Below are 20,854 nucleotides of genomic sequence, written 5' to 3'. Positions count from 1 at the left end.
CTGGATGCGACCTGTTCGCAGCCGTGGGCGACGCGGCGACTGCTCTACAACGCCATTTCCAGCTCGGTTTCCCTGGCGAAGCGATGGATTTCGCGCTGGCCGGTGGCGGTCAATTGCAAGGCGCGGGAGTCGTGGGGCAAGGTCAGCCAGCCGGATTGCATGAACAACTGCAACAGCGCCGCGCCGAGGGTGCCGCCCATGTGCGGACGTCTTTCGCTCCAGTCCGGGCAGGCGCAGGCGACTTGCACGTTGCGATGGGCCAGCGCCTGAATGAACACCCCGCGCTTGGCCAGTTGTGTCGAACCTTTGTGCGTGACCACCACGCGCTGTTCGATCTGCTCGATCCAGCCGGCATCAAGCAAACGTTGATACAAATCGGCAGCGAGCGTGCCGCCGAGGTGGTCGTCGCAGAAACGTGCGCGCAGCAGTGAAGACGGCGCCGTCTGCGGTTTGGCAATCGGCGTTGCGCGTTTGAACACGGCGGGAATGTCGCGGGGTGCGCTGGCGATGGTGGCGCTGGCCAGGGCTTCGATTGCCGCGCCGACCTCGGGCGCCGACAGACGGAAAAAGCGCTTGCGCCCACGCACTTCGACTTTCAACAGGCCGCCAGTGGAGAGTCGCGCCAGATGAGCGCTGGCCGAGGACGGCGATAACCCCGCCAGCAACGCCAGCTCTTCGGTTTGCCGCGCCGAGCCATCCATCAAGGCCCACATCATCGCACTGCGCTTGGGGTCAGCCAGCAACGTGGCGATCTGGCTGATGCAAGGTGCATGTTCCATATATTCACTCCCTGTTGAATCGTATCGTCTACTGCTCGCAGACATCTTGACCACTAATGAGTCGTCGGCCAAGACGCGAAATACGCCATGTACCGGGGCCATGCTGGCCACTGACGCAATCTGCCTGGGCACTGAATCAGTCGCCGTTGCGCGCCCGTCACCCGTTCCCGGCGACGGGCGGTGAAGGTCTGTGGATCGGGGTGTCGGTACGGCATGAGGCGGCCGCTAGTATAAGCGGGTTACAGGCTGCGTCCCGCGCCGGGGCCTGCACGGGTGGTGATTGTTGCTGAGAGAAATTTCTCTATTTACCTGCGACTAATGATCAACTTTCGAGAAAGCGGGAAATTGACTACTCAATTCAGCGCATCGGCTGGCGAGCATTTCCCTCAGAAGGTTCACTGGCTTACTCAATTGAGCGCGATGTGCGCACAACAAATTCAGCGGAGCGCGCTCACATAACAGCTCCGGAAGCAGTACTTTGAGGCGTCCGGCGAGGATATCGGCGCCGACGTCGAGCCAGGATTTGTAGGCGATGCCTGCGCCGGCCACTGCCCACAGGCGCACGACATCGGCGTCGTCACTGAAACGGTCGCCACTGACCGTCAGCCCGACTTCGCGCTTGCCGTCGTGAAAACTCCAGTGGTCGTGAACCCGGCTGCCGAGCATGTACAGCAGGCAATTGTGTTGCGCCAGTTGTTCGAGCTGACGCGGTTCGCCGTGTCGGGCCAGGTACGCCGGGGAGGCGCAGAGTACGCGACGGTTGTGCGGGGCGATCGGCATGGCGACCAGACTGGAATCTTCCGGCTCGCCATAGCGCAAGGCGATGTCCACGGGTTGACGGAACAGGTCGGCGATGCGATCGCCAAGCAGCAGGCGCACAGTCAGCTTCGGATGCTCGCGCTGAAACTCATCCAGCCACGGCAGCAACATATTGCGACCGAAATCCGAGGGTGCCGATAACTGCAAGATCCCGCTGACCTGATCCTGCCCGCTGGCCAGCAAGCGCCGACCTTCATCGAGGTTGCTCAACGCCGCCCGCGCATATTCAAGAAAACCCTCGCCCTCGGCGGTCAGGCGCAAACTGCGGGTCGAACGCGCCAGCAAACGTGCGCCGAGTTGCTGTTCGATGCGCTTCAACGCCGCGCTGGCCACGGCGGCGGACATGTCCATCACCCGCGCTGCCGCCGACAGGCTGCCCAGATCCGCCGCCCGGACAAACAACTGCAAGTCATCGAAACGCAGCATTCCCAGCTCCGATTATCAAAAAAATATTGAAAGAGACTGCTGTTTTAGCCGGTTTTATCCCGCAGAGAAATAGCTAATCATCCGCTCATCGAATTCATCCCGCTTCTCTGGAGCCGCGCATGTCCCAGCCATTCACCGCCATCGCTACCCTGATCGCCAAACCCGGCCAGCAGGACGCCCTCGAACAAGCCCTGCGCGCCTTGGTTGAACCGAGCCGCGCCGAAGTCGGTTGCAGCCAGTACGACTTGCACCGCGACCTCGCCGACCCACAGGTTTTCTACGTGATCGAACATTGGGCCAGCGAGGAAATCCTCCAGGCGCACAACGCCAGCGCGCATTTCCTCAATTTTCAGGCCACGGCCGGGCAGACCATCGAACACTTCGAACTCAAGCGCCTCGGCGCGATTGCCTGATTCCTTCTTCTATTACCTGTACGGAGCCACTCATGAAAGCCATCGCCTATTACGCGTCCCTGCCGATCAGCGACGCCAAATCCCTGCAAGACATCGAACTGCCAGAACCGGTCGCCGGCCCGCGCGACCTGCTGGTTGAAGTCAAAGCCATCTCGGTCAACCCGGTGGACACCAAAGTGCGACAGAACGTGGCGCCGGAAAACGGCGCGGCGAAAGTGCTGGGCTGGGACGTCGCCGGTGTGGTCAAGGCTGTCGGCAGCGACGTGACGCTGTTCAAGGCTGGCGACAAGGTTTTCTACGCAGGTTCGATTGCCCGCGCTGGCGGCAACAGTGAACTGCACACAGTAGATGAGCGCATCGTCGGTCATATGCCGAAATCCCTCGGTTTCGCCGAAGCCGCTGCGTTGCCGCTGACCGCGATCACCGCGTGGGAATTGCTCTTCGAACGTCTGCAAATCCGCGAAGGCAAAACCGATGAAGGCCATAGCCTGCTGATCGTTGGCGCGGCCGGCGGTGTCGGTTCGATCCTCACTCAGTTGGCCAAGCAACTGACGGGGCTGAAAGTGATCGGCACTGCTTCTCGCCAGCAGACCAGCGATTGGGTGAAAGAACTGGGCGCCGATCTGGTGATCGATCACAGCAAGCCGTTGAGCGAAGAACTGAAACGCGCCGGGATCGACAACGTCACTCACGTCGCCAGCCTGACCCAGACCGATCAGCATCTGGATCAATTGGTCGAGGCACTGGCGCCGCAAGGCAAACTGGCGCTGATCGACGATCCGAAGTCGCTCGACGTGAGCAAGCTCAAGCGCAAGAGCCTGTCGCTGCACTGGGAGTTCATGTACACCCGCTCGCTGTTCGAAACGCCGGACATGATCGAGCAGCACAAACTGCTCAATCGTGTGGCTGAGCTGATTGATGCCGGGACGTTGAAGACCACGGTGGGTGAGCACTTCGGTGTGATTAATGCGGCCAATCTGCGTCGGGCGCATGAGTTGCTGGAAAGCGGTAAGGCCAAGGGGAAAATTGTTTTAGAAAGTTTCTAAAGTCAAAAGATCGCAGCCTTCGGCAGCTCCTACAGTGGCTGGCGGGGGCTGCTCGCCCCTTTTTTGCCGTCAGTCAGATGGCTGACCCTTGTCACAATTGCGATGGTATTCAGGACTACAATCGAAGCCTCTGCGGTACATCTTTTACGCAAAGGAGGTCAGCAATGAAGATCCTGATAAAAGAAGTGGCAAAGTCTCAATGGCAGGTTCGTCTCGACCAGCACGCCGTGACATTCCGCAGTGAAGCCGAAGCCCTGGCCTTCACCCGCACCCTCGAAGCGCGAATATTCGCGCCCCATCAGATTCCCGACCGCAGCCAGCAGCGCGCCGCCGGCTGAGTGTTTCAGACCTCGGCTTGAGCCTGCGCCAGCGCCCGGGCGTTTTGCAGACGCCGGGTCAGCATCGCGACGCACACCACCAGCAAACCGCAAACGCTGATGACAATCGCCATCGGCACGGCGGTGCCGTCGTGCAACACACCGACCAGAGCCGAAGCCCCGGCGGCGACGCTGAATTGCATGCAACCGAGCAACGCCGACGCACTGCCGGCGCGCCCGCCCTGCCCGTTCATGGCGCAAGCGGCGGCGTTGGGGCTGATGCAGCCGAGGCTCGACACGCAGATAAACAATGGAATCAACAGTGGCCACAGCGATTCGGTGTGCAAGGCGCTGACCGCCAATAACGTCAGGCCCGCTGCCAGATAAACCCAGACTGCACGCGCCAGCAGGAACGCCGGGCCACGCTTGGCCAACAGCCGCGCGTTGACCTGCGCTACCAGAATGAAGCCCGCCGCGTTGGTGCCGAACAGCCAGCCGAAATGCTCGGCGGGCACGCCATACAGTTTGATAAAGATGAATGGCGAACCGGCGATGTAGGCGAACATCCCGGCGATGGCGATGCCGCCGGTCAGCGCGTGGCCGAGGTAAACGCGATCACTCAGCAGGCGTGCGTACTGGCGAAAGGCACCGGACAACGGTTGGCGCGGCATGCTCGCTGGCATGCTTTCCGGCAGACCGAGCGCGACCGCGAGACCGGCCAGGGCACTGAAACCGGTCAGCACCAGAAAGATCGACTGCCAACCGGTGGTGTTGACCAGTAGACCGCCGAGCATCGGCGCCAGAATCGGTGCCAGACCCATCACCAGCATCAGCTGCGAAAACACCTTCGCCGAGCCGACGGCGTCGCATTTGTCGCTGACCACGGCGCGGGAAATCACCATGCCCGCACAGCCGCCCAACGCCTGCACGAAGCGCGCGCCGATCAGCCATTCGAGGTTCGGCGCGTAGGCGCAGGCCAGTGAAGCGAGGGTAAACAGGGTCAGCCCGACGAGCAGCGGAATGCGCCGACCAAAGCGATCCGCCACCGGGCCGTAGGCCAACTGGCCGAGGGACAAACCGGCGAAATAGGCGGCCAGGGTCATCTGCACGTGCTTCTCGTCGGTGGCGAACGCCAGCGCCATCGCGGGAAATGCAGGTAAATAAAAGTCGATCGCCAAGGGCCCGAAGGCGGTCAAGGCACCGAGAATCAAAATGGTACGGAAGTTCATCAGGCATCCAGTCAGGCAAGTCGGCAGCCCGACAGTCTAGCTGCGGCTGGACGCCTTGAACATTCCGATAGCTCGCTAACTATAAAAACGGCAAAAGATCGCAGCCTTCGGCAGCTCCTACATGAATGCGTCCCCTGTAGGAGCCGATCTTTTTGTTTCTAGGCGAGTTTGACGGCGTAGCCCTCTTCGCTGATGACCTCGATCACCTGCTCGGCACTCAGCGCACTTTCAACGCCCACTTCTTTCGCCGCCAGATCGACGCGCACGCTGGCCGCCGGGTCTTTGGCCTGCACGGCGTTGGTGATGGCTTTGACGCAGTGACCGCAGGACATGCCTTGAACGTTGAACACTTGCATGGAATGACTCCTTTGAGTGAGGTTGCCGGCAGTGTCGAGCTTGCCATGATGGCAAGGTCAAGTTCTGCAATCATCTGCCGGGCTGGCAATCGGCGCCGCGCTCGGCCAAGCTGCGTGCATCAATGACTTAAATTCAGGAGATTCAGCCATGCGCTGGTCAGCTTTCAGCCTGTTTGGCTTGCTCAGCCTCTTTGCCGCCGTCCCTCAAGTGCAAGCCGCCGGGGAGGATTACGCGGTGCTGATCATCTCCCGCGAGCGTCTGGAAGTGTCGACCTCCTGCGAGATTGGCGTGTATATCCAGGATCAGCTCTCGGCGCGGCTGCTGCAGGAGCAAAGTATTTCCTTCAACCTGCCGCCGGGCACCGTGTCGCTGCGCTTGAAGTTGCTGCCGGGGCAAGTCGCCGGTTGCAATCCGGGCATGCTTGCGCCGGGTTCGCAGGAGATCAAACTGCGTGCCGGGGATGTGCTGAAGTATCGCTTGGCGATGAATTCCGAAGGCGTCTACCTGAAACGCGCCGATCTCGAATACTGATTTATGCGCGTGATCGTTCCCACGCTCCGCGTGGGAACGATCACGGTAGGAAGATTGGCGCTTGACCTTGCCCGCATGGCAAGGTTGATCCTTGTAGGCATCTACTACAGGGAGTACGACCGATGTCCGATTCCATCACTTTCGATCTGCCGATTGCCGGCATGACCTGCGCCAGTTGCGCCGGGCGTGTCGAGCGGGCTTTGAATAAAGTCAGCGGCGCCAGTGCCGTCAGCGTCAACCTCGCCACCGAGCAGGCCCGTGTGCAGGCGCCGGGCGACAGCCTTGCGGCCTTGATGGAAGCGGTCGAACGCGCCGGTTACAGCGTCCCGCAGCAAACTCTCGAACTGAATATCGAAGGCATGACCTGCGCTTCCTGCGTCGGTCGCGTCGAGCGCGCCCTGAACAAAGTCCCCGGCGTGAAAGGCGTCAGCGTCAACCTGGCCAACGAACGTGCGCACCTCGAATTGCTCGGTCACGTCGACTCACAGACGCTGCTCGACGCCGTGAGCAAGGCCGGCTACTCGGCCAGCGTCTGGCAAGCCGAACACCCGCAAACCGATAACCAACAACAGAAGCTCAAGCACGAACGCTGGGCGCTGATCTGCGCGATCGCCCTCGCCTTGCCGCTGGTGGCGCCGATGTTGCTGCAACCGTTCGGCATTCACTGGATGCTCCCGGCCTGGGCGCAATTCGTCCTCGCCACGCCGGTGCAGTTCATCTTCGGTGCGCGTTTCTACGTCGCTGCATGGAAAGCCGTGCGCGCCGGCGCCGGCAACATGGACTTGCTCGTCGCCCTCGGCACCAGCGCCGGTTACGGCTTGAGTCTCTACGAATGGGCGACCGCTGCCGGGCGCATGCCGCATCTGTATTTCGAAGCGTCGGCGGTGGTGATTGCCTTGGTGCTGCTCGGCAAATACCTCGAGAGCCGCGCCAAACGCCAGACCGCCAGCGCCATCCGCGCCCTCGAAGCCTTGCGGCCGGAACGGGCGATTCAAGTGCTCGACGGCCGCGAACAAGATGTCGCCATCAGCGCCCTGCGCCTCAATGATCTGGTGCTGGTCAAACCCGGCGAACGCTTCCCGGTCGATGGCGAAGTCATCGAGGGCCAGAGCCACGCCGACGAAGCGCTGATCAGCGGCGAGAGCCTGCCCGTGCCGAAACAACCGGGCGACAAAGTCACCGGCGGCGCAATCAACGGTGAAGGTCGCTTGTTGGTGCGCACTCAGGCGCTCGGCGCCGAGACTGTGCTGGCGCGGATCATTCGTCTGGTCGAGGATGCTCAAGCGGCGAAAGCACCGATCCAGAAACTGGTGGATAAGGTCAGTCAGATTTTCGTGCCGACCGTGTTGCTGATTGCTTTGGCCACGTTGATGGGCTGGTGGCTGTATGGCGCGCCGCTGGAAACTGCGCTGATCAACGCGGTCGCCGTTTTGGTCATCGCCTGCCCGTGTGCCCTCGGCCTCGCCACCCCGACCGCGATCATGGCCGGCACCGGCGTGGCCGCGCGTCACGGCATTCTGATCAAGGACGCCGAAGCGCTGGAACGTGCCCATGAAGTCAGCACTGTGGTCTTCGACAAGACCGGAACGCTGACCTCAGGCACGCCGCGTATCGCCCATTTCAGCGCGGTAGATGGTGACGAAAATACGCTGCTGACACTGGCCGGCGCCCTGCAACGCGGCAGTGAACACCCGCTGGCCAAAGCTGTGCTCGACGCCGCTGCTGAACGCAATCTGCAGGTGCCGGATGTCAGCGACAGCCAGTCGCTGACCGGTCGCGGCATCGCCGGCAGTCTCGATGGCCGCCGTCTGGCCTTGGGCAATCGGCGCATGCTCGACGAAAGTGGTTTGAGCGCCGGCAACCTGAGCGAATCCGCCCAAGCCTGGGAAGCCGAAGGTCGCACGTTGTCGTGGTTGATCGAACAAAGTCCGGAACCGAAAGTGCTCGGATTGTTCGCCCTCGGTGACACCTTGAAACCCGGCGCACTGGAAGCCGTGCAGCAACTCGCCGCACGAGATATCCACAGCCATCTGCTGACCGGCGACAACCGTGGCAGCGCTCGCGTGGTCGCCGAAGCGCTGGGCATCAGCAGCGTTCACGCCGAAGTGCTGCCCGCCGACAAAGCCGCCACCGTCGCCGAGCTGAAAAAAACCGGCGTGGTCGCGATGGTCGGCGACGGCATCAACGACGCCCCGGCCCTCGCCGCTGCCGACATCGGCATCGCCATGGGCGGTGGCACTGACGTCGCCATGCACGCGGCGGGTATCACCCTGATGCGCGGCGATCCACGGTTGGTGCCGGCGGCGCTGGAAATCAGCCGCAAGACCTACGCGAAAATTCGTCAGAACCTGTTCTGGGCCTTCGTCTACAACCTGATCGGCATTCCACTAGCGGCGTTCGGCTTCCTCAACCCGGTGCTGGCCGGGGCGGCGATGGCGCTGTCCAGCGTCAGCGTGGTGAGCAATGCGCTACTGTTGAAAACCTGGAAACCCAAGGATCTGGAGGAGCACCGATGAACATCGGTCAAGCGGCCAAACACAGTGGCCTGAGCGCGAAAATGATCCGCTACTACGAGTCGATTGGCCTGCTCAAAGCGGCGCATCGCACCGACAGCGGTTACCGGGTCTACGGTGACGATGACCTGCACACGTTGGCGTTTATCAAGCGCTCGCGGGACTTAGGCTTTTCACTGGAAGAGGTCGGCAAACTGCTGACACTCTGGCAGGATCGCCAACGCGCCAGCGCCGATGTGAAGGCGTTGGCGCGTCAGCACATCGACGAGCTGAATCAGAAGATCCGCGAACTCGGCGAGTTGCGCGACACCCTGCAAGACCTGGTCGAACACTGCAATGGCGACCACCGCCCCGACTGCCCGATCCTCAAGGAGCTGGCGTCGGGCTGCTGCGCGCAACCCGCGCGCGTTTGAGCGCCAACAGTTTCACCGTGAGCAATGTGCAAAGCGGAATGCCGTGGAACAACATGACCACGGCACCCGGCGTCCACCACGCGTAGAACGGCGCAGCGATGAGCATGCCGATGCCGAAACCGGTCATTTGCAGCAGGGTCAGCACGCTGAAAATTGGCAGGCGCAAGTGCTCGGGCTCGCGTTGCAGACGGGACATCAGGCCGACTTCGGAAAAGCCATCGCCCAGCCCCGCCGGCAATGAAAACAGCAGCAATCCGTAGAGGCTGTGCTGCTGGAACATCAGGATGAAACCGCAAGACATCAGCGCCACACCGAAGAAAAACCGCCGCTCCAGATGGATGTTGTCCGAGCCTTTGAGGCGACTGGCGATACGCGCGCCGAGCAGTTTGCCGCTGGCCCACACAGCGAGCATCAGGCCCAGCGTGGTGCTCGCCGACTCGGGCGTGAGCAGTTTCGAGATAATCGGGAAACCGACATTGTGCGCGGCGCTGCCCAGAGTGTCGGCCATCGTCACCGTGAGCATCGCGGCAATCACCGGCGCACTGCGCAAACCGTGCTTGAGCGCTGACCATTCGCCGCGTTCGGGTTCCTCGTTGTCCGTCGGCGCGTTGAAGCGCAACGGTACGATCAACAGCGCCGCGAGCAGATAGGTCACGGCATTCAGGGCGAATACCGTTTCAAATCCGAATGCAGCTACCAGCAAACCCGATACGAGACTGCCGCCGACCATCGCTGCTGATGAGGCGGAGGTGATCCAGGCGTTGGCTTTGAGCAGTTGATGGGCGGGGATCAAACGCGGCAGCTGACTGTTGAGGCCGATGGCGAACATCGAATTTCCCAGGCCGAGGCCGAAGGCAATGAGCGGCAATAACCAGACCTGTTGGCTGACCGGTACGATCAACAGCAAACCGAGCACGCTGGCGCGCAACAGGTCGAAGGCAATCAGCGGCGCGCGGCCACTCCAGCGTCGGTAAAACGCAGTGCCGATGAGGCTGGCAAAAATCCCGCCACCGACGCGACTGGCGAGGAAGATACCGACGCTCATGGCGCTGTTGCTGAGCAGGTAGACGTAGGTGGCCAGCGCGACCATGTTGAGGAATGCGCCGAAATCGGAGATAAGCCGGGCGGTGATGATCAGTTGGGTGTTGCGGGACGTGGTCACATTCAATCCTTGAGTGTGGTTGGAGCGGTGGACAGTAGACGCGAATTTGCGCTGATCCGAAAGAGGCCCTCACCCTAACCCTCTCCCAAAGGAAGAGGGGACTGATACAGGGATGCTCATGATCTACATCGACCTGAACGTGCTGTACCGAATCCATAATCGACCCGGTATTTCAGGTCGATGTATAACGCCAGACACCGCGGTCGGCCCCCTCTCCCTCCGGGAGAGGGCTGGGGTGAGGGTGCTTTTCGAAACAAAACAAAAAACCCGGCCGAAGCCGGGTTTCTGTTCAAACGATCACTGCATCCACGGAGGTGGCGGTGGTTCTTCTGATTTGCCCTTAGGCTCGTCATCCGCCGCGCGGATCGCTTGCTTGCGCTCTTCATCAAGCCGCGCCGCTTCGATCTCGCGGATAACCCCGCCGACATCGGCCAGCTCTTCCGGCTCGTCGAACTCACCGGTCAACACACTGTTCGGGTGCAAGGTGCCGGCTTCGTACAACGCCCACATTTCTTTCGCGTACTTGGTCTTCTTCAACTCCGGCGCAAAGCGACCGAAGTACGAAGCCATGTTGCCAACGTCACGTTCAAGCATGCTGAACGCGTGGTTGTTGCCGGCAGCATCGACCGCTTGTGGCAGGTCGATGATCACCGGGCCGGTCGGTGTCAGCAGCACGTTGAACTCGGAAAGGTCACCGTGCACCAGACCGGTACACAACATCAGCACGATCTGCGAAATCAGGAACGCGTGATATTCACGGGCCTGATCGGCTTCCAGTACCACGTCATTAAGACGCGGTGCTGCATCGCCGTATTCATCGGCCACCAGTTCCATCAGCAGCACGCCTTCGAGGAAGTCGAACGGCTTGGGCACGCGCACACCGGCGCCAGCCAGACGGAACAGCGCCGCCACTTCGGCGTTCTGCCAGGCGTCTTCGGTCTCTTTGCGACCGAATTTCGAGCCCTTGGCCATCGCGCGCGCCTGACGGCTGTTACGCACCTTGCGGCCTTCCTGATACTCGGCTGCCTGGCGGAAACTACGTTTGTTTGCCTCCTTGTAGACCTTGGCGCAACGTAACTCGTTGCCGCAGCGCACCACATAAACAGCTGCTTCTTTACCACTCATGAGTGGTCGCAGCACCTCGTCAACCAGACCGTCTTCGATCAGCGGTTCAATGCGTTTTGGAGTCTTCATCAGCTTTTATTGTGGGTCCTTTATTACCAAACACGCGAATGTCACTCGTTATACGGCAATCCTCGCAGTACGGGGAGGGGTTGCCGACCTGTGAACGTTGTCGATGCACACACTGTGCCGGATTATTCAGGGCCAACCTGCGTAGACCGCAGCGAATCATAGCTGACAGCGTGGTACTTGTTGGTATCGGCCGGTGAGGGCATTTGCGACAGAATCTGACATTTGTGGTTTCGCCTTTTTACCCTCACCCCAGCCCTCTCCCGGAGGGAGAGGGAGCCGACCGAGTTGTCTGGCGTTATACATCGACCTGGAATACCGCGTCGATTATGGATTGGGCAAACTGAAACATATGGATTCGGGCTAACTGAATGACCGGGTAGATTTTGGATACGGTGCAGCACTATCAGGTCGGCGTACCTCGCAAGCATCCCCCAATCAGTCCCCTCTCCCTCCGGGAGAGGGCTAGGGTGAGGGGCTCTTCTAGCGTTCGATGATCGCGGTAACACCTTGCCCGCCAGCAGCACAAATCGAAATCAGACCTCGCCCCTTGCCCGCCGCCTCCAGCAGTTTGGCCAGGTTGGCGACGATGCGTCCCCCCGTAGCGGCGAACGGATGCCCCGCCGCCAGCGAACTGCCCTTCACATTCAGCCGACTACGATCAATCGACCCCAACGGCGCATCCAGCCCCAACCGGGATTTGCAGTATTCGGGATCCTCCCAAGCCTTGAGCGTACACAACACCTGCGCCGCAAACGCTTCGTGAATTTCGTAGTAATCAAAATCCTGCAAGCTCAGCCCGTTGCGCGCCAGCAAGCGTGGCACCGCATACACCGGCGCCATCAACAGGCCCTCGGCACCGTTGACGAAGTCCACCGCCGCCGCTTCACCATCGCGCAGATAGGCAAGGATCGGCAAGCCGCGCTCCTTCGCCCACTCTTCACTGCCGAGCAGCACCACCGAGGCGCCATCGGTGAGTGGCGTGGAGTTGCCTGCCGTCAGCGTGCCTTTGGCGCTTTTCTCGAACGCCGGTTTCAGCGTGGCGAGTTTTTCCAGGGTCAGATCCGGGCGCAGATTGTTGTCGCGGGTCAGGCCAAGGAACGGTGTCATCAGATCGTTGTGCCAGCCTTCGCTGTAGGACGCCGCCAGTTTCTGGTGACTTTCGAGGGCCAGTTGATCCTGCTCTTCACGCGGAATATTCCAGGTCTGCGCCATCAGTTCGCAGTGCTGGCCCATCGACAGGCCGGTGCGCGGTTCGCCGTTGCGCGGGAATTCCGGGATCAGGTGTTGGGGCCGCAGTTGCAGAAAGGTTTTCAGTTTGTCGCCGGTGGTTTTCGCGCGGTTGGCTTGCAGAAGGATTTTGCGCAGGCCTTCGCTGACGCTGATCGGCGCGTCCGACGTGGTGTCGACGCCGCCAGCGATGCCGCAATCGATCTGGCCGAGGGCGATTTTGTTGGCGACCAGCAATGCTGCTTCCAGACCGGTGCCGCAGGCTTGCTGGATATCGTAAGCCGGGGTGGTTGGCGACAATCGCGAGCCGAGGACGCATTCGCGGGTCAGGTTCATATCCCGTGACAATTTAAGCACCGCGCCCGCCACCACTTCGCCGATGCGCAGGCCGTGCAGGTTGTAGCGTTCGATCAGGCCTTCGAGCGCGGCAGTGAGCATCACCTGATTGCTGGCCGTGGCGTACGGCCCGTTGGAACGGGCGAAAGGGATACGGTTACCGCCAATGATCGCGACGCGGCGCAGCTGACTCATGAATAACTCCTTTTCAAATTGATCGGATTCACACAGATCTCTGTAGGAATGAACACTGTGGTGAGGGGATTTATCCCCGACCGGCTGCGAAGCAGTCGTAGAACCTGCACTCGCGGTGTTTCAGATGGACCGCTCAGCATGGAATTGGGGCCGCTTCGCAGCCCATCGGGGATAAATCCCCTCGCCACAGGATCACTCCTACAAGGGTTCTGCTGTGTTTCTGAATTTGTGTTCGTCAACAAAACCATCAGGGGCAAACTACTCTGCTGTTCAAGCGTAGGCCCTATTGCGTGGATCGAACGATTGATTGCCATCGGTAGTCCACACTTTGAACCCCAACTTTTGGAGAGCGTTCCATGTCTGACCGCTATATCGACTTCGCCAACTCGTCCATCGGCCATCGTCTGGTCGGGGCGCTGGGCCTGCCGTCGCCGGTGCGACTGGAGCGCTGGCAGGCTGGGCGCCTGCGGCCGGTGGAAGGTGCGCTGCTGATCGGTGGCGGGCCGCTGGCCGAGCGCGTCAGCACGTTCGCCAACCGTCTGACCGAAAGCATTTACCGCTACGGCGAGCAACCGGCGACCGCCACTGAATGGATTCCCGGCCATGGCCCGAAACTCAAAGCGGTGGTATTCGACGCCAGCGAATTGCAGCACACCGACCAGCTCAAGCAACTGCGCGAATTCTTTCAGCCGCTGATGAAGAATCTTGAGAGCAGCGCGCATCTGGTGATTCTGGGCCGCGCCCCGGAAACCCTCAGCGATCCGTTCGCTTCCAGTGCACAACGCGCGCTCGAAGGTTTTTCGCGTTCGCTGGCCAAAGAACTGCGCAGCGGCGGCACGTTGCAACTGATCTATGTAGGCGAAGGTGCCGAGGATCAACTGGAAGGCCCGCTGCGGTTTTTCCTTTCGCCGAAAAGCGCATTTGTCTCCGGACAAGTAATTCGCCTGACTGCGTGCGCCACACAAGTCACTGACTGGACGCGTCCGCTGGCCGGTCGCAAAGCGCTGGTCACCGGTGCGGCACGCGGTATCGGCGCATCGATCGCTGAAACCCTCGCCCGCGATGGCGCGGAAGTGATTCTGCTCGACGTGCCGCCAGCGAAAACCGATCTCGAAGCCCTCGCCGCCCGCCTCGGTGGCCGCGCGATCACCCTCGATATCTGCGCCGAAGACGCCGCCACACAGTTGACCGAACACCTGCCGGACGGCCTCGACATTCTGGTGCATAACGCCGGCATCACCCGCGATAAAACCCTGGCCAACATGACCCCGGAATTCTGGGACGCGGTGCTCGCGGTCAATCTCAACGCGCCGCAAGTGCTGACCAAAGCGCTGCTCGACAACGGCACGCTGCACGACGATGCGCGAGTGATTCTGCTCGCCTCGATCAGCGGCATCGCCGGCAACCGCGGGCAAACCAACTACGCCGCGAGCAAGGCAGGTTTGATCGGTCTGGCCCAAGCGTGGGCGCCGACGTTGCTGGAGCGTGGCATCAGCATCAACGCGGTCGCCCCCGGTTTTATCGAAACGCAGATGACCGCGCACATCCCGTTCGGTTTGCGTGAAGCCGGGCGGCGCATGAGTTCGCTGGGCCAGGGCGGCTTGCCGCAAGACGTCGCCGAAGCCGTGGCGTGGCTGGCGCAACCGGGTACCGGCGCGTTCACCGGTCAGGCGTTGCGGGTTTGTGGGCAAAGTGTTTTGGGGGCTTAAGGCATGGGCATCGAATGGCACACGCTGGATCGCGAACCGAGCCTGCCGGGGCTTTACGCACGGGCCGCGACGCGACGCAAAATCACCGGCACTACCCTGCCCGACAGCGGTTTGCGCTGTTGGGTCGATGTCGATGGCAAGCGCCTGGCGGACTATCGCAAGGTCTGCGGCTTTGCCGATGACGGGCTGTTGCCGCCGACTTATCCACACATCCTCGCGTTCGCGTTGCAGATGCAATTGCTCACGGCAAAAGAGTTTCCGTTTCCGCTGCTGGGGCTGATTCATCTGAGCAATCGCATTCGCGTGTTGCGGCCAATGGGCGGGATCAGTCGCGCGCAGGTCAGCGTGCGTGTGCATAACTTGCAACCGCATCCCAAAGGCGCGACGTTTGATCTGCTGACTACATTGGACGATCAACTAGGGTCGTTGTGGGAGGCGGAAAGCCAGATGCTTTGTCGCGGGGTGAAACTTGAGGGCGAACCGGTGGAACAGCACTGGGAGCCTGCGCAAGCATTAAGCGAAGTGGCGCAGTGGAAAGCGCCGGCGGACATTGGCCGGCAGTACGCCAGGGTTTCCGGTGACTACAACCCGATTCACTTGAGCGCGGCAAGTGCCAAGCTGTTTGGCTTTCCTACGGCCATTGCTCATGGTTTGTGGAACAAGGCACGGACATTGGCGGCGCTGGCCGATCATTTGCCCAAGGCCAATCTGGAAATCACTGTGCACTTTCGTAAACCGGTGCGACTGCCGAGCGAGGTGACGTTGCTGGCGAGTGCGGCGGGGTCGAGTGGTGAGTTGCGGTTAGTGGGCAATGGGGAGTTGGAGCATATGGTTGGGCTATGGCAACCGATCGCCTGACTCTGAACTGAAGTAATGATGAGCTTTTGTGGTGAGGGGATTTATCCCCGATGGGTGGCGCAGCCGCCCCAACCCAAGCAAACACGTTCATCCTGATTCACCGCATTGAATGGATTTGCGGCCGCTGCGCAGCCGGTCGGGGATAAATCCCCTCACCACAGGGTTGAGGTGGCACCGAGGGTTGTTTCGATCCCGGAAACAGGAAGGTTCGACCTGTTAATTGTGTATATATCACTTAAGTTTTCCCGCCTCCCCTCCCTTCCAATGAAAAAATCCAAGCCTTGATTTTCAAGGCTTTTTTTTGCGCGTTTATCACCTCGGTATTAGTCCTTAGGCGCTGCAAACGGCCCTCTATATAAAGGCGTTAATACCAACTTGAGAATGGCGGGAACCCGCGCCTGGACTGAGATTGCAGCAACGGACGAGGACATTGCCGGCGACATGAATCGGCGAGTCATCGAAGGCAACGAACGTTGTGACAGGTGCAAGGAATCTCGATCATGAAAACTCAAGTCTGGTCAAAATCTGCAATTGCTTTGGCAGTGCTTCTCTCTCTCGGTCTCGCCGGTTGCAGCAGCGGCGGTGGCGGCCATCACAGCAGCTCCGGCAGTTCCGCGCCGGCCAGCGATAGCGCTGCGGGTGGCGCCGGTGGTAGCGGAGATACTGCGGGAACTGGCGGCACTGGAGGCACAGGCGGTACTGATGGAACCGGCGGCACGGGTGGTACCGATGGCGGCACTGCGGGCACCGGTGGCACGGGCGGTACCGGCGGCACTGATGGCGGCACCGCGGGCACGGGTGGCACCGGAGGAACCGGCGGAACCGGTGGTACTGGAGGCACAGGCGGAACCGGTGGCGGCACCGACCCTACCAATCCGACCAACCCTACAGATCCAACCAACCCGACCAATCCCACCGTCCCTACCTTGGTGACCACGACATTGGTGCAAGATGTCGGCACCACCGTCAGCGGCGTCGGCAGCGGCGTTGGCCAGGTCGGCGATTCCCTGAGCACTGTTCCCGTGGTGGGTGGCGTCGTGCAAAGCGTTGCCAACACCACCGGCAATGTCGTCAGCACCCTGGGAGATGGCCTGGGCAACGGCATCGGCAAACTGGCCAGCACACCCAACGGCGTTGGCGTCACGGCGTCATCAGTCGGCGGCGTAGTGGCCGATGTCGGTGATGGCGTATCCGATGTCAGTGGCAAACTGGCCACCGCAACCAGCAGCGTGCCAGTGGTCGGCGGTATCGTCACCAAAGTCGCCCCTTTGCTGGATGGCGTCGGCGAAAAAGTCACCATGCTCGGTGACACCCTGAGCACAGCGACGACGACAGGCCCCCTCGGCGGCTTAACCACCCAGGTCAGTCAGAAACTGGTGCCGGTGATTGCCATGGTTGAAAGCACCACCGACAAGATCGGCAGCGCTACCGGTCTGGGCGCTCCACTCAACGGCGTGATCCAGAAAGTCGGCGGCACCGTTAACGACCTGGGTGGCAAAGTCACCGGCGCTGGCAACGGCAATGCCCTGACCAACACAGTCGGCGGAGCGTTGAGCAATGCCGGCACCGCCGTCGGCAAGGCGGGCGGCCTGGTATCCAACGGTACCGGTGGCGGTTCGGGTGGTGTCGGTGGTGGTCTGGGCGGCACCGGCCTGCTGCAAACCGTCGGCGGCGCGGTGGCCAATGTTGGCAGCGGCTTGAGCACTGGCAACAGCGCACTGGCAGCTCCGGGCGGTACCGTCGTCTCGGTCGGCAACACCGTCGCCTCGCTTAACACGGCTCTGGGCGGTTCGGGCACACCGATCACCGCACCGACCGCAACCCTGGCAACCATCACTAACACCGTCAGTACAGGCATTGCTCCGGTCACGGCAGCCGTCACCAGCCTGACGCAAAATGTCGGCGCAGCGACCGGCCTTGGCAGCCCGGTCTCCAGCCTCACCGCACAGGTGGGCGGCGCAGTCAGCAATCTGGGTGGCGGCATCGCCGGTGCCACAAGCAACCCGGTTCTCAGCGCCGTCGGTGGCACCGTCGCCAGCGTGGGCACCACCGTCGGCGCTGTCGGAGGCCTGGTCAACACCGGCGCTGCGGGCGGAGGTACTGGCGCGACAAACCCGGTCACTTCACTGGTCAGTAACGTCGGCGCCACCGTCGGCAATACGGTCAACACTGTCGGCGGCACTGTCGGCGGCGTACTCAACACAGTCACCAGCACCGCTTCCGGCGCTGGCGGCACCGCCACCGGTGGTGGTCTGGGCGGCGTACTCGGTGGTCTGACCGGCGCCCTGGGCGGCAACAAACGCTAAATTGCACCTGGCCGATTCGACGGCCTCACCTACAGCGCCTACGCTTGGTTGAGGGCGGAAGATTCCCACGAGTCTTCCGCTTTTTTCTTAGGAAAAATCAGCCCGGTGCTGTGATGACCACGGAGTGTCCTATGCGCGTAATGGCGTCTTTGCTGTTCCTCAGCCTCAGTTCCACTGCCCTCGCCGACACCCTGCCGACCTTCCTCAACTCCAACGAAACCATCCGCAACCTGCCCGTGCCCAACCTGCCGGCCGATGCCTATCGCCCGAACGCCGCGCCCGTGCAAGTCCCGGATCCCGGCGCTGCCGCCGCGCAGCCGTTGATGATGAGCACCAAGATCAACCTGAAAACCGTGCAGATCGAAGGCGGCACGATCTACCCGCTCACTGAACTGGCAGAAAACTACAAGCCCCTGATCGGCCGCGAAACCAGCCTCGCCGATCTGATCGAAGCCACGCGCAACATCACCCGCCGTTATCAACAGGACGGCTACCTGTTGTCCTACGCGTTCCTGCCGCAACAGAAATTCGACGACGGCGTGGCGCGGGTGGTGTTGGTGGAAGGTTACGTACGCGACGTACAAGTCGAAGGCGACGTCGGCCGCGTCAGAGGTCTGCTGGATAAATTCATCACCAAAATCCAGGCCGAACGCCCGCTGACCCGCAAGACTTTCGAACGCTACACCACGCTGATGACACGCATCCCCGGCGTCACCATTCAGGCGCAAGTGCCACCACCGGGCACCACCGACGGCGCCACCACCCTGATCGCCCAGGCCAGCCGCAAGCCGTTCACCAGCACACTGAGCACCACCGAAGACAACCGCAACGGCACTCAAGCATTGCTCGGTGTCAGCAGCAATTCACAGACTTCGATGGGCGAACAACTGACCCTCAGCGGCCTGTTCCCGCCAGGTGACGATGACGAACATTACTACCGCGCCGACTACAGCCAATTCCTCGGATCCGAGGGCACACAACTGGCCCTGTCCGCCTCACGCTACCGCGCCGACCCCGGCACCAACCTGCGACTGGACAACGGCCTGGAACTCAAACCGCACCGCGAAAACGATCGCTACTCGATCGGCTTCACCGTTCCCCTGGTCGCCGCCTCCAACGAACTGCTAACAGCCGGCTCACGCCTCTACGCAGTCAACGACAAAACCCGCTACAACGTCGTCGGCTACCCACTGAGCGTCGAAGAACGCACCGACATCCGCGCCTTCGCCTTCGAAGGCGACTGGCGCAAAGCCGATGCCAAACAACTGCGCATCCTCAGCGCCGGCCTCTACCAAGGCCTCGACAGCATGGGCGCAAAAACCAACAACACCGCCATCGACCTCGACTTCTTCCGCGCTCGACTGTCCGGGGTGCAGAGCGATAAATTCTTCGACAACTGGCAAGGCGTGCTCTCGGCCGCCCTGTACTGGAGCGACGACAGCGTGCCCGACAGCGAACGCGCGGTATTTGGCGGACAGAATTTCGGTCGCGGCTATCCCGATGACCAAGCGTCCGGCGACAAGGGATGGGGCGTGGCGTACGAGGTCAACTACAGCTACAACCGCGAAGGAAGCTGGGTGCGGATACTGCAACCGTATGTAGTGCTGGATCGCTCGCGCAGCTGGTTCAATCAACTGCCGGTGCAGGCGAACAGCTTGTCCTCGGCGGCGCTGGGATTACGGTTTGGCGATGCCAAGTACTACAACATCGCGCTGGAAGCGGCGAAGGCAATGTCGGATGAAGCGCTGGATACTTTCAATCGGCGGACGCGTTACAGCATCAGTTTTAGTTATCAGTTGTAGGGGGCGGTGCTTGGGAGGGCGCTTTCGCGACGCAGGTTCGTAAAGCCTGTTTTTGTTCGCAAACAATACCGGTCTTGAGGCAAAAAAAACGCCATCCTCATCTTTCGGATGGCGTTTTTCTTTCCAGACATCAGTCAACCCTATCTACCGACACAGGTGTCAGTTGAATCTCGAACTGGAAAAGCCTTGAGGATGGGCCGACGTTACCGACTCGGTCTTCATATATGTAATAAAAGAAAAAAACCCCATCACCGTTGTCTTCAACTGACGCCTTTGGAATCTTTATTTGAATCGGTGCAGATATATCATCATCTACAACATGTCTGTCGACATAAATTCCGGAGTTACGGCTTCCGTAATAACCCATGCAGACATCGCCCTGCTTAACATCCGCCGGGGTGGGAATGATCATAGTGATATCCCCAAGAACATCCAGAATTTTGCGCGTGACAACACCCTTGATGATCTCAGATGGCGGAACCGCCGCAATACCAGGATTACCGTAATTGGGGGCAACTCTGTCAATTTCAAACTCGGAAGTATCCGATTTGTAGGAATTACCCAAATAGTGAACCATATAAGACAAACGAAATAATCCCATCGTGTCCGTGAAAGCACCCGCCAGTGTCATTTCAAATTCGACCGGAGGCGGAATGGGTACGTCCATCCAATGAGAAACCAGTCCGGAACCGTTTTTTAACAAGACCATAAATGCGTCACCCTGTGTTAGCCCCGGGGGTAGCCACATATCCTCAACAATCACCCTGCAATCCTTGCCCTGACGACTCCTTTGTAATTTAGCCGCCTTATCACCCGGCAATGCTGGCAACAGGTTTTCAACCACAGGTGCCTTACGGGTTTGTTGACTGACGGGCACGGACACTACATCCAATTCTCTTAGAACGGCCTCAGCGTCGGATAACAACTTCTGCTCAGACATCACTTGATCTCCTTTTCAACGAACTTACCAAGCCTTCCAGGACTAATTCCCTGCAGAAAAGCTGGCGAAAACAGATCTCAGTGAATACCAAACGCAGGCGACTGCCTACTGGCAGAAATTACAGGTCTAACTACCGCTCGTCGTAGTTCACGTTTGTGCGCTATAAGAAAAGTACGATATCCACCTACTGAATGGAGGCGCCCCCCCCCCTGTCAGCTGCCGAAGGCTGCGATCTTTTGATGTTGTTTTTAAGAGCAAGATCAAAAGATCGCAGCCTTCGGC

Annotated in this window: 18 protein-coding genes; 10 read left to right on the top strand and 8 right to left on the bottom strand. The window is 60.5% G+C overall.

The features are described 5' to 3' along the window. Positions 1 to 44 precede the first annotated feature (44 nt). On the bottom strand, positions 45 to 779 hold the full coding sequence (locus QMX93_RS13365) for a helix-turn-helix transcriptional regulator (RefSeq protein ID WP_053116947.1): 735 nt from the start codon (positions 777 to 779) through the stop codon (positions 45 to 47). A gap of 315 nt (positions 780 to 1,094) precedes the next feature. Next, positions 1,095 to 2,024, bottom strand: a complete 930-nt coding sequence (locus QMX93_RS13360; protein ID WP_282356485.1) for a LysR family transcriptional regulator — start codon at positions 2,022 to 2,024, stop codon at positions 1,095 to 1,097. 119 nt (positions 2,025 to 2,143) lie between these two features. Between QMX93_RS13360 and QMX93_RS13355 the strand changes: the two genes are divergently transcribed. The 3 genes from QMX93_RS13355 (at position 2,144) to QMX93_RS13345 (ending at position 3,821) form a co-directional block, all read left to right on the top strand. Continuing rightward, positions 2,144 to 2,437, top strand: coding sequence for a putative quinol monooxygenase (locus tag QMX93_RS13355; RefSeq protein ID WP_282356484.1), 294 nt, complete (start codon positions 2,144 to 2,146; stop codon positions 2,435 to 2,437). A 32-nt stretch (positions 2,438 to 2,469) separates the two neighbouring features. Then, complete coding sequence (locus QMX93_RS13350) at positions 2,470 to 3,483, top strand: zinc-binding alcohol dehydrogenase family protein (protein ID WP_282356483.1); 1,014 nt, start codon at positions 2,470 to 2,472, stop codon at positions 3,481 to 3,483. Positions 3,484 to 3,647: 164 nt separating this feature from the next. Further along, a complete protein-coding gene (locus tag QMX93_RS13345) occupies positions 3,648 to 3,821 on the top strand; it encodes a hypothetical protein (protein WP_172680068.1) in 174 nt (57 codons plus the stop codon). 5 nt (positions 3,822 to 3,826) lie between these two features. Here the strand turns inward: QMX93_RS13345 and QMX93_RS13340 are convergent, their stop codons facing one another. After that, positions 3,827 to 5,029 carry a multidrug effflux MFS transporter gene (locus tag QMX93_RS13340; protein ID WP_053116943.1) on the bottom strand — a complete coding sequence of 401 codons (1,203 nt, stop codon included), beginning with the start codon at positions 5,027 to 5,029 and terminating at the stop codon, positions 3,827 to 3,829. A 158-nt stretch (positions 5,030 to 5,187) separates the two neighbouring features. Then, positions 5,188 to 5,385 (bottom strand): cation transporter, encoded by a 198-nt coding sequence (locus QMX93_RS13335; RefSeq protein ID WP_025111719.1) that lies wholly within the window; start codon positions 5,383 to 5,385, stop codon positions 5,188 to 5,190. A 148-nt stretch (positions 5,386 to 5,533) separates the two neighbouring features. On the opposite strand from QMX93_RS13335, the gene QMX93_RS13330 reads away from it, so the two are divergent. The 3 genes from QMX93_RS13330 (at position 5,534) to cueR (ending at position 8,843) form a co-directional block, all read left to right on the top strand. Then, on the top strand, positions 5,534 to 5,917 hold the full coding sequence (locus QMX93_RS13330) for a hypothetical protein (protein ID WP_053116942.1): 384 nt from the start codon (positions 5,534 to 5,536) through the stop codon (positions 5,915 to 5,917). Between the two features lie 122 nt (positions 5,918 to 6,039). Next, positions 6,040 to 8,433, top strand: coding sequence for a copper resistance metal-translocating P1-type ATPase CueA (gene cueA / locus QMX93_RS13325; RefSeq protein ID WP_282356478.1), 2,394 nt, complete (start codon positions 6,040 to 6,042; stop codon positions 8,431 to 8,433). Beyond that, positions 8,430 to 8,843: a Cu(I)-responsive transcriptional regulator gene (cueR, locus tag QMX93_RS13320; protein WP_064387762.1), complete on the top strand. Its 414-nt coding sequence runs from the start codon at positions 8,430 to 8,432 to the stop codon at positions 8,841 to 8,843. Before cueA ends, cueR begins: the two co-directional genes overlap by 4 nt. Here the strand turns inward: cueR and QMX93_RS13315 are convergent. The 3 genes from QMX93_RS13315 to QMX93_RS13305 form a co-directional block, all read right to left on the bottom strand. Next, complete coding sequence (locus tag QMX93_RS13315) at positions 8,797 to 10,005, bottom strand: MFS transporter (RefSeq protein ID WP_282356474.1); 1,209 nt, start codon at positions 10,003 to 10,005, stop codon at positions 8,797 to 8,799. The two genes, cueR and QMX93_RS13315, sit on opposite strands and share 47 nt — an antisense overlap. A 297-nt stretch (positions 10,006 to 10,302) precedes the next feature. Continuing rightward, complete coding sequence (locus QMX93_RS13310; RefSeq protein ID WP_053116938.1) at positions 10,303 to 11,199, bottom strand: PA4780 family RIO1-like protein kinase; 897 nt, start codon at positions 11,197 to 11,199, stop codon at positions 10,303 to 10,305. 480 nt (positions 11,200 to 11,679) lie between these two features. Then, a complete protein-coding gene (locus tag QMX93_RS13305; protein WP_282356473.1) occupies positions 11,680 to 12,957 on the bottom strand; it encodes an acetyl-CoA C-acetyltransferase in 1,278 nt (425 codons plus the stop codon). Positions 12,958 to 13,313: 356 nt separating this feature from the next. On the opposite strand from QMX93_RS13305, the gene QMX93_RS13300 reads away from it, so the two are divergent. The 4 genes from QMX93_RS13300 to QMX93_RS13285 all read left to right on the top strand — a co-directional run bounded on the left by QMX93_RS13300 (position 13,314) and on the right by QMX93_RS13285 (position 19,632). Continuing rightward, positions 13,314 to 14,666: a 3-oxoacyl-ACP reductase gene (locus tag QMX93_RS13300; protein WP_282356472.1), complete on the top strand. Its 1,353-nt coding sequence runs from the start codon at positions 13,314 to 13,316 to the stop codon at positions 14,664 to 14,666. Between the two features lie 3 nt (positions 14,667 to 14,669). After that, positions 14,670 to 15,524 (top strand): MaoC/PaaZ C-terminal domain-containing protein, encoded by an 855-nt coding sequence (locus QMX93_RS13295; protein WP_282356470.1) that lies wholly within the window; start codon positions 14,670 to 14,672, stop codon positions 15,522 to 15,524. Positions 15,525 to 16,024: 500 nt separating this feature from the next. After that, positions 16,025 to 17,830, top strand: coding sequence for a collagen-like triple helix repeat-containing protein (locus QMX93_RS13290; RefSeq protein ID WP_282356469.1), 1,806 nt, complete (start codon positions 16,025 to 16,027; stop codon positions 17,828 to 17,830). 131 nt (positions 17,831 to 17,961) lie between these two features. Then, positions 17,962 to 19,632 (top strand): POTRA domain-containing protein, encoded by a 1,671-nt coding sequence (locus tag QMX93_RS13285; protein WP_282356468.1) that lies wholly within the window; start codon positions 17,962 to 17,964, stop codon positions 19,630 to 19,632. 130 nt (positions 19,633 to 19,762) lie between these two features. Here QMX93_RS13285 and QMX93_RS13280 read toward each other — a convergent pair whose 3' ends face one another. After that, positions 19,763 to 20,572 carry a hypothetical protein gene (locus QMX93_RS13280; protein ID WP_282356467.1) on the bottom strand — a complete coding sequence of 270 codons (810 nt, stop codon included), beginning with the start codon at positions 20,570 to 20,572 and terminating at the stop codon, positions 19,763 to 19,765. Between the last annotated feature and the right edge of the window lie 282 nt (positions 20,573 to 20,854).

It is taken from the genome of Pseudomonas sp. PS01303 (assembly GCF_029959385.1).
Classification (GTDB): Bacteria; Pseudomonadota; Gammaproteobacteria; order Pseudomonadales; family Pseudomonadaceae; genus Aquipseudomonas; species Aquipseudomonas rustica.
Note: the sequence above shows the minus strand (reverse complement) of the source record. Positions and strands in the feature narration are given on the sequence as shown.

What these genes read in the sequence shown, in the direction of transcription:
- QMX93_RS13365 (WP_053116947.1), bottom strand. Translation starts at nt 779, where the DNA reads ATGGAACATGCACCTTGCATCAGCCAGATCGCCACGTTGCTGGCTGAC.
- QMX93_RS13360 (WP_282356485.1), bottom strand. Translation starts at nt 2,024, where the DNA reads ATGCTGCGTTTCGATGACTTGCAGTTGTTTGTCCGGGCGGCGGATCTG.
- QMX93_RS13355 (WP_282356484.1), top strand. Translation starts at nt 2,144, where the DNA reads ATGTCCCAGCCATTCACCGCCATCGCTACCCTGATCGCCAAACCCGGC.
- QMX93_RS13350 (WP_282356483.1), top strand. Translation starts at nt 2,470, where the DNA reads ATGAAAGCCATCGCCTATTACGCGTCCCTGCCGATCAGCGACGCCAAA.
- QMX93_RS13345 (WP_172680068.1), top strand. Translation starts at nt 3,648, where the DNA reads ATGAAGATCCTGATAAAAGAAGTGGCAAAGTCTCAATGGCAGGTTCGT.
- QMX93_RS13340 (WP_053116943.1), bottom strand. Translation starts at nt 5,029, where the DNA reads ATGAACTTCCGTACCATTTTGATTCTCGGTGCCTTGACCGCCTTCGGG.
- QMX93_RS13335 (WP_025111719.1), bottom strand. Translation starts at nt 5,385, where the DNA reads ATGCAAGTGTTCAACGTTCAAGGCATGTCCTGCGGTCACTGCGTCAAA.
- QMX93_RS13330 (WP_053116942.1), top strand. Translation starts at nt 5,534, where the DNA reads ATGCGCTGGTCAGCTTTCAGCCTGTTTGGCTTGCTCAGCCTCTTTGCC.
- cueA (WP_282356478.1), top strand. Translation starts at nt 6,040, where the DNA reads ATGTCCGATTCCATCACTTTCGATCTGCCGATTGCCGGCATGACCTGC.
- cueR (WP_064387762.1), top strand. Translation starts at nt 8,430, where the DNA reads ATGAACATCGGTCAAGCGGCCAAACACAGTGGCCTGAGCGCGAAAATG.
- QMX93_RS13310 (WP_053116938.1), bottom strand. Translation starts at nt 11,199, where the DNA reads ATGAAGACTCCAAAACGCATTGAACCGCTGATCGAAGACGGTCTGGTT.
- QMX93_RS13305 (WP_282356473.1), bottom strand. Translation starts at nt 12,957, where the DNA reads ATGAGTCAGCTGCGCCGCGTCGCGATCATTGGCGGTAACCGTATCCCT.
- QMX93_RS13300 (WP_282356472.1), top strand. Translation starts at nt 13,314, where the DNA reads ATGTCTGACCGCTATATCGACTTCGCCAACTCGTCCATCGGCCATCGT.
- QMX93_RS13295 (WP_282356470.1), top strand. Translation starts at nt 14,670, where the DNA reads ATGGGCATCGAATGGCACACGCTGGATCGCGAACCGAGCCTGCCGGGG.
- QMX93_RS13290 (WP_282356469.1), top strand. Translation starts at nt 16,025, where the DNA reads ATGAAAACTCAAGTCTGGTCAAAATCTGCAATTGCTTTGGCAGTGCTT.
- QMX93_RS13285 (WP_282356468.1), top strand. Translation starts at nt 17,962, where the DNA reads ATGCGCGTAATGGCGTCTTTGCTGTTCCTCAGCCTCAGTTCCACTGCC.
- QMX93_RS13280 (WP_282356467.1), bottom strand. Translation starts at nt 20,572, where the DNA reads ATGTCTGAGCAGAAGTTGTTATCCGACGCTGAGGCCGTTCTAAGAGAA.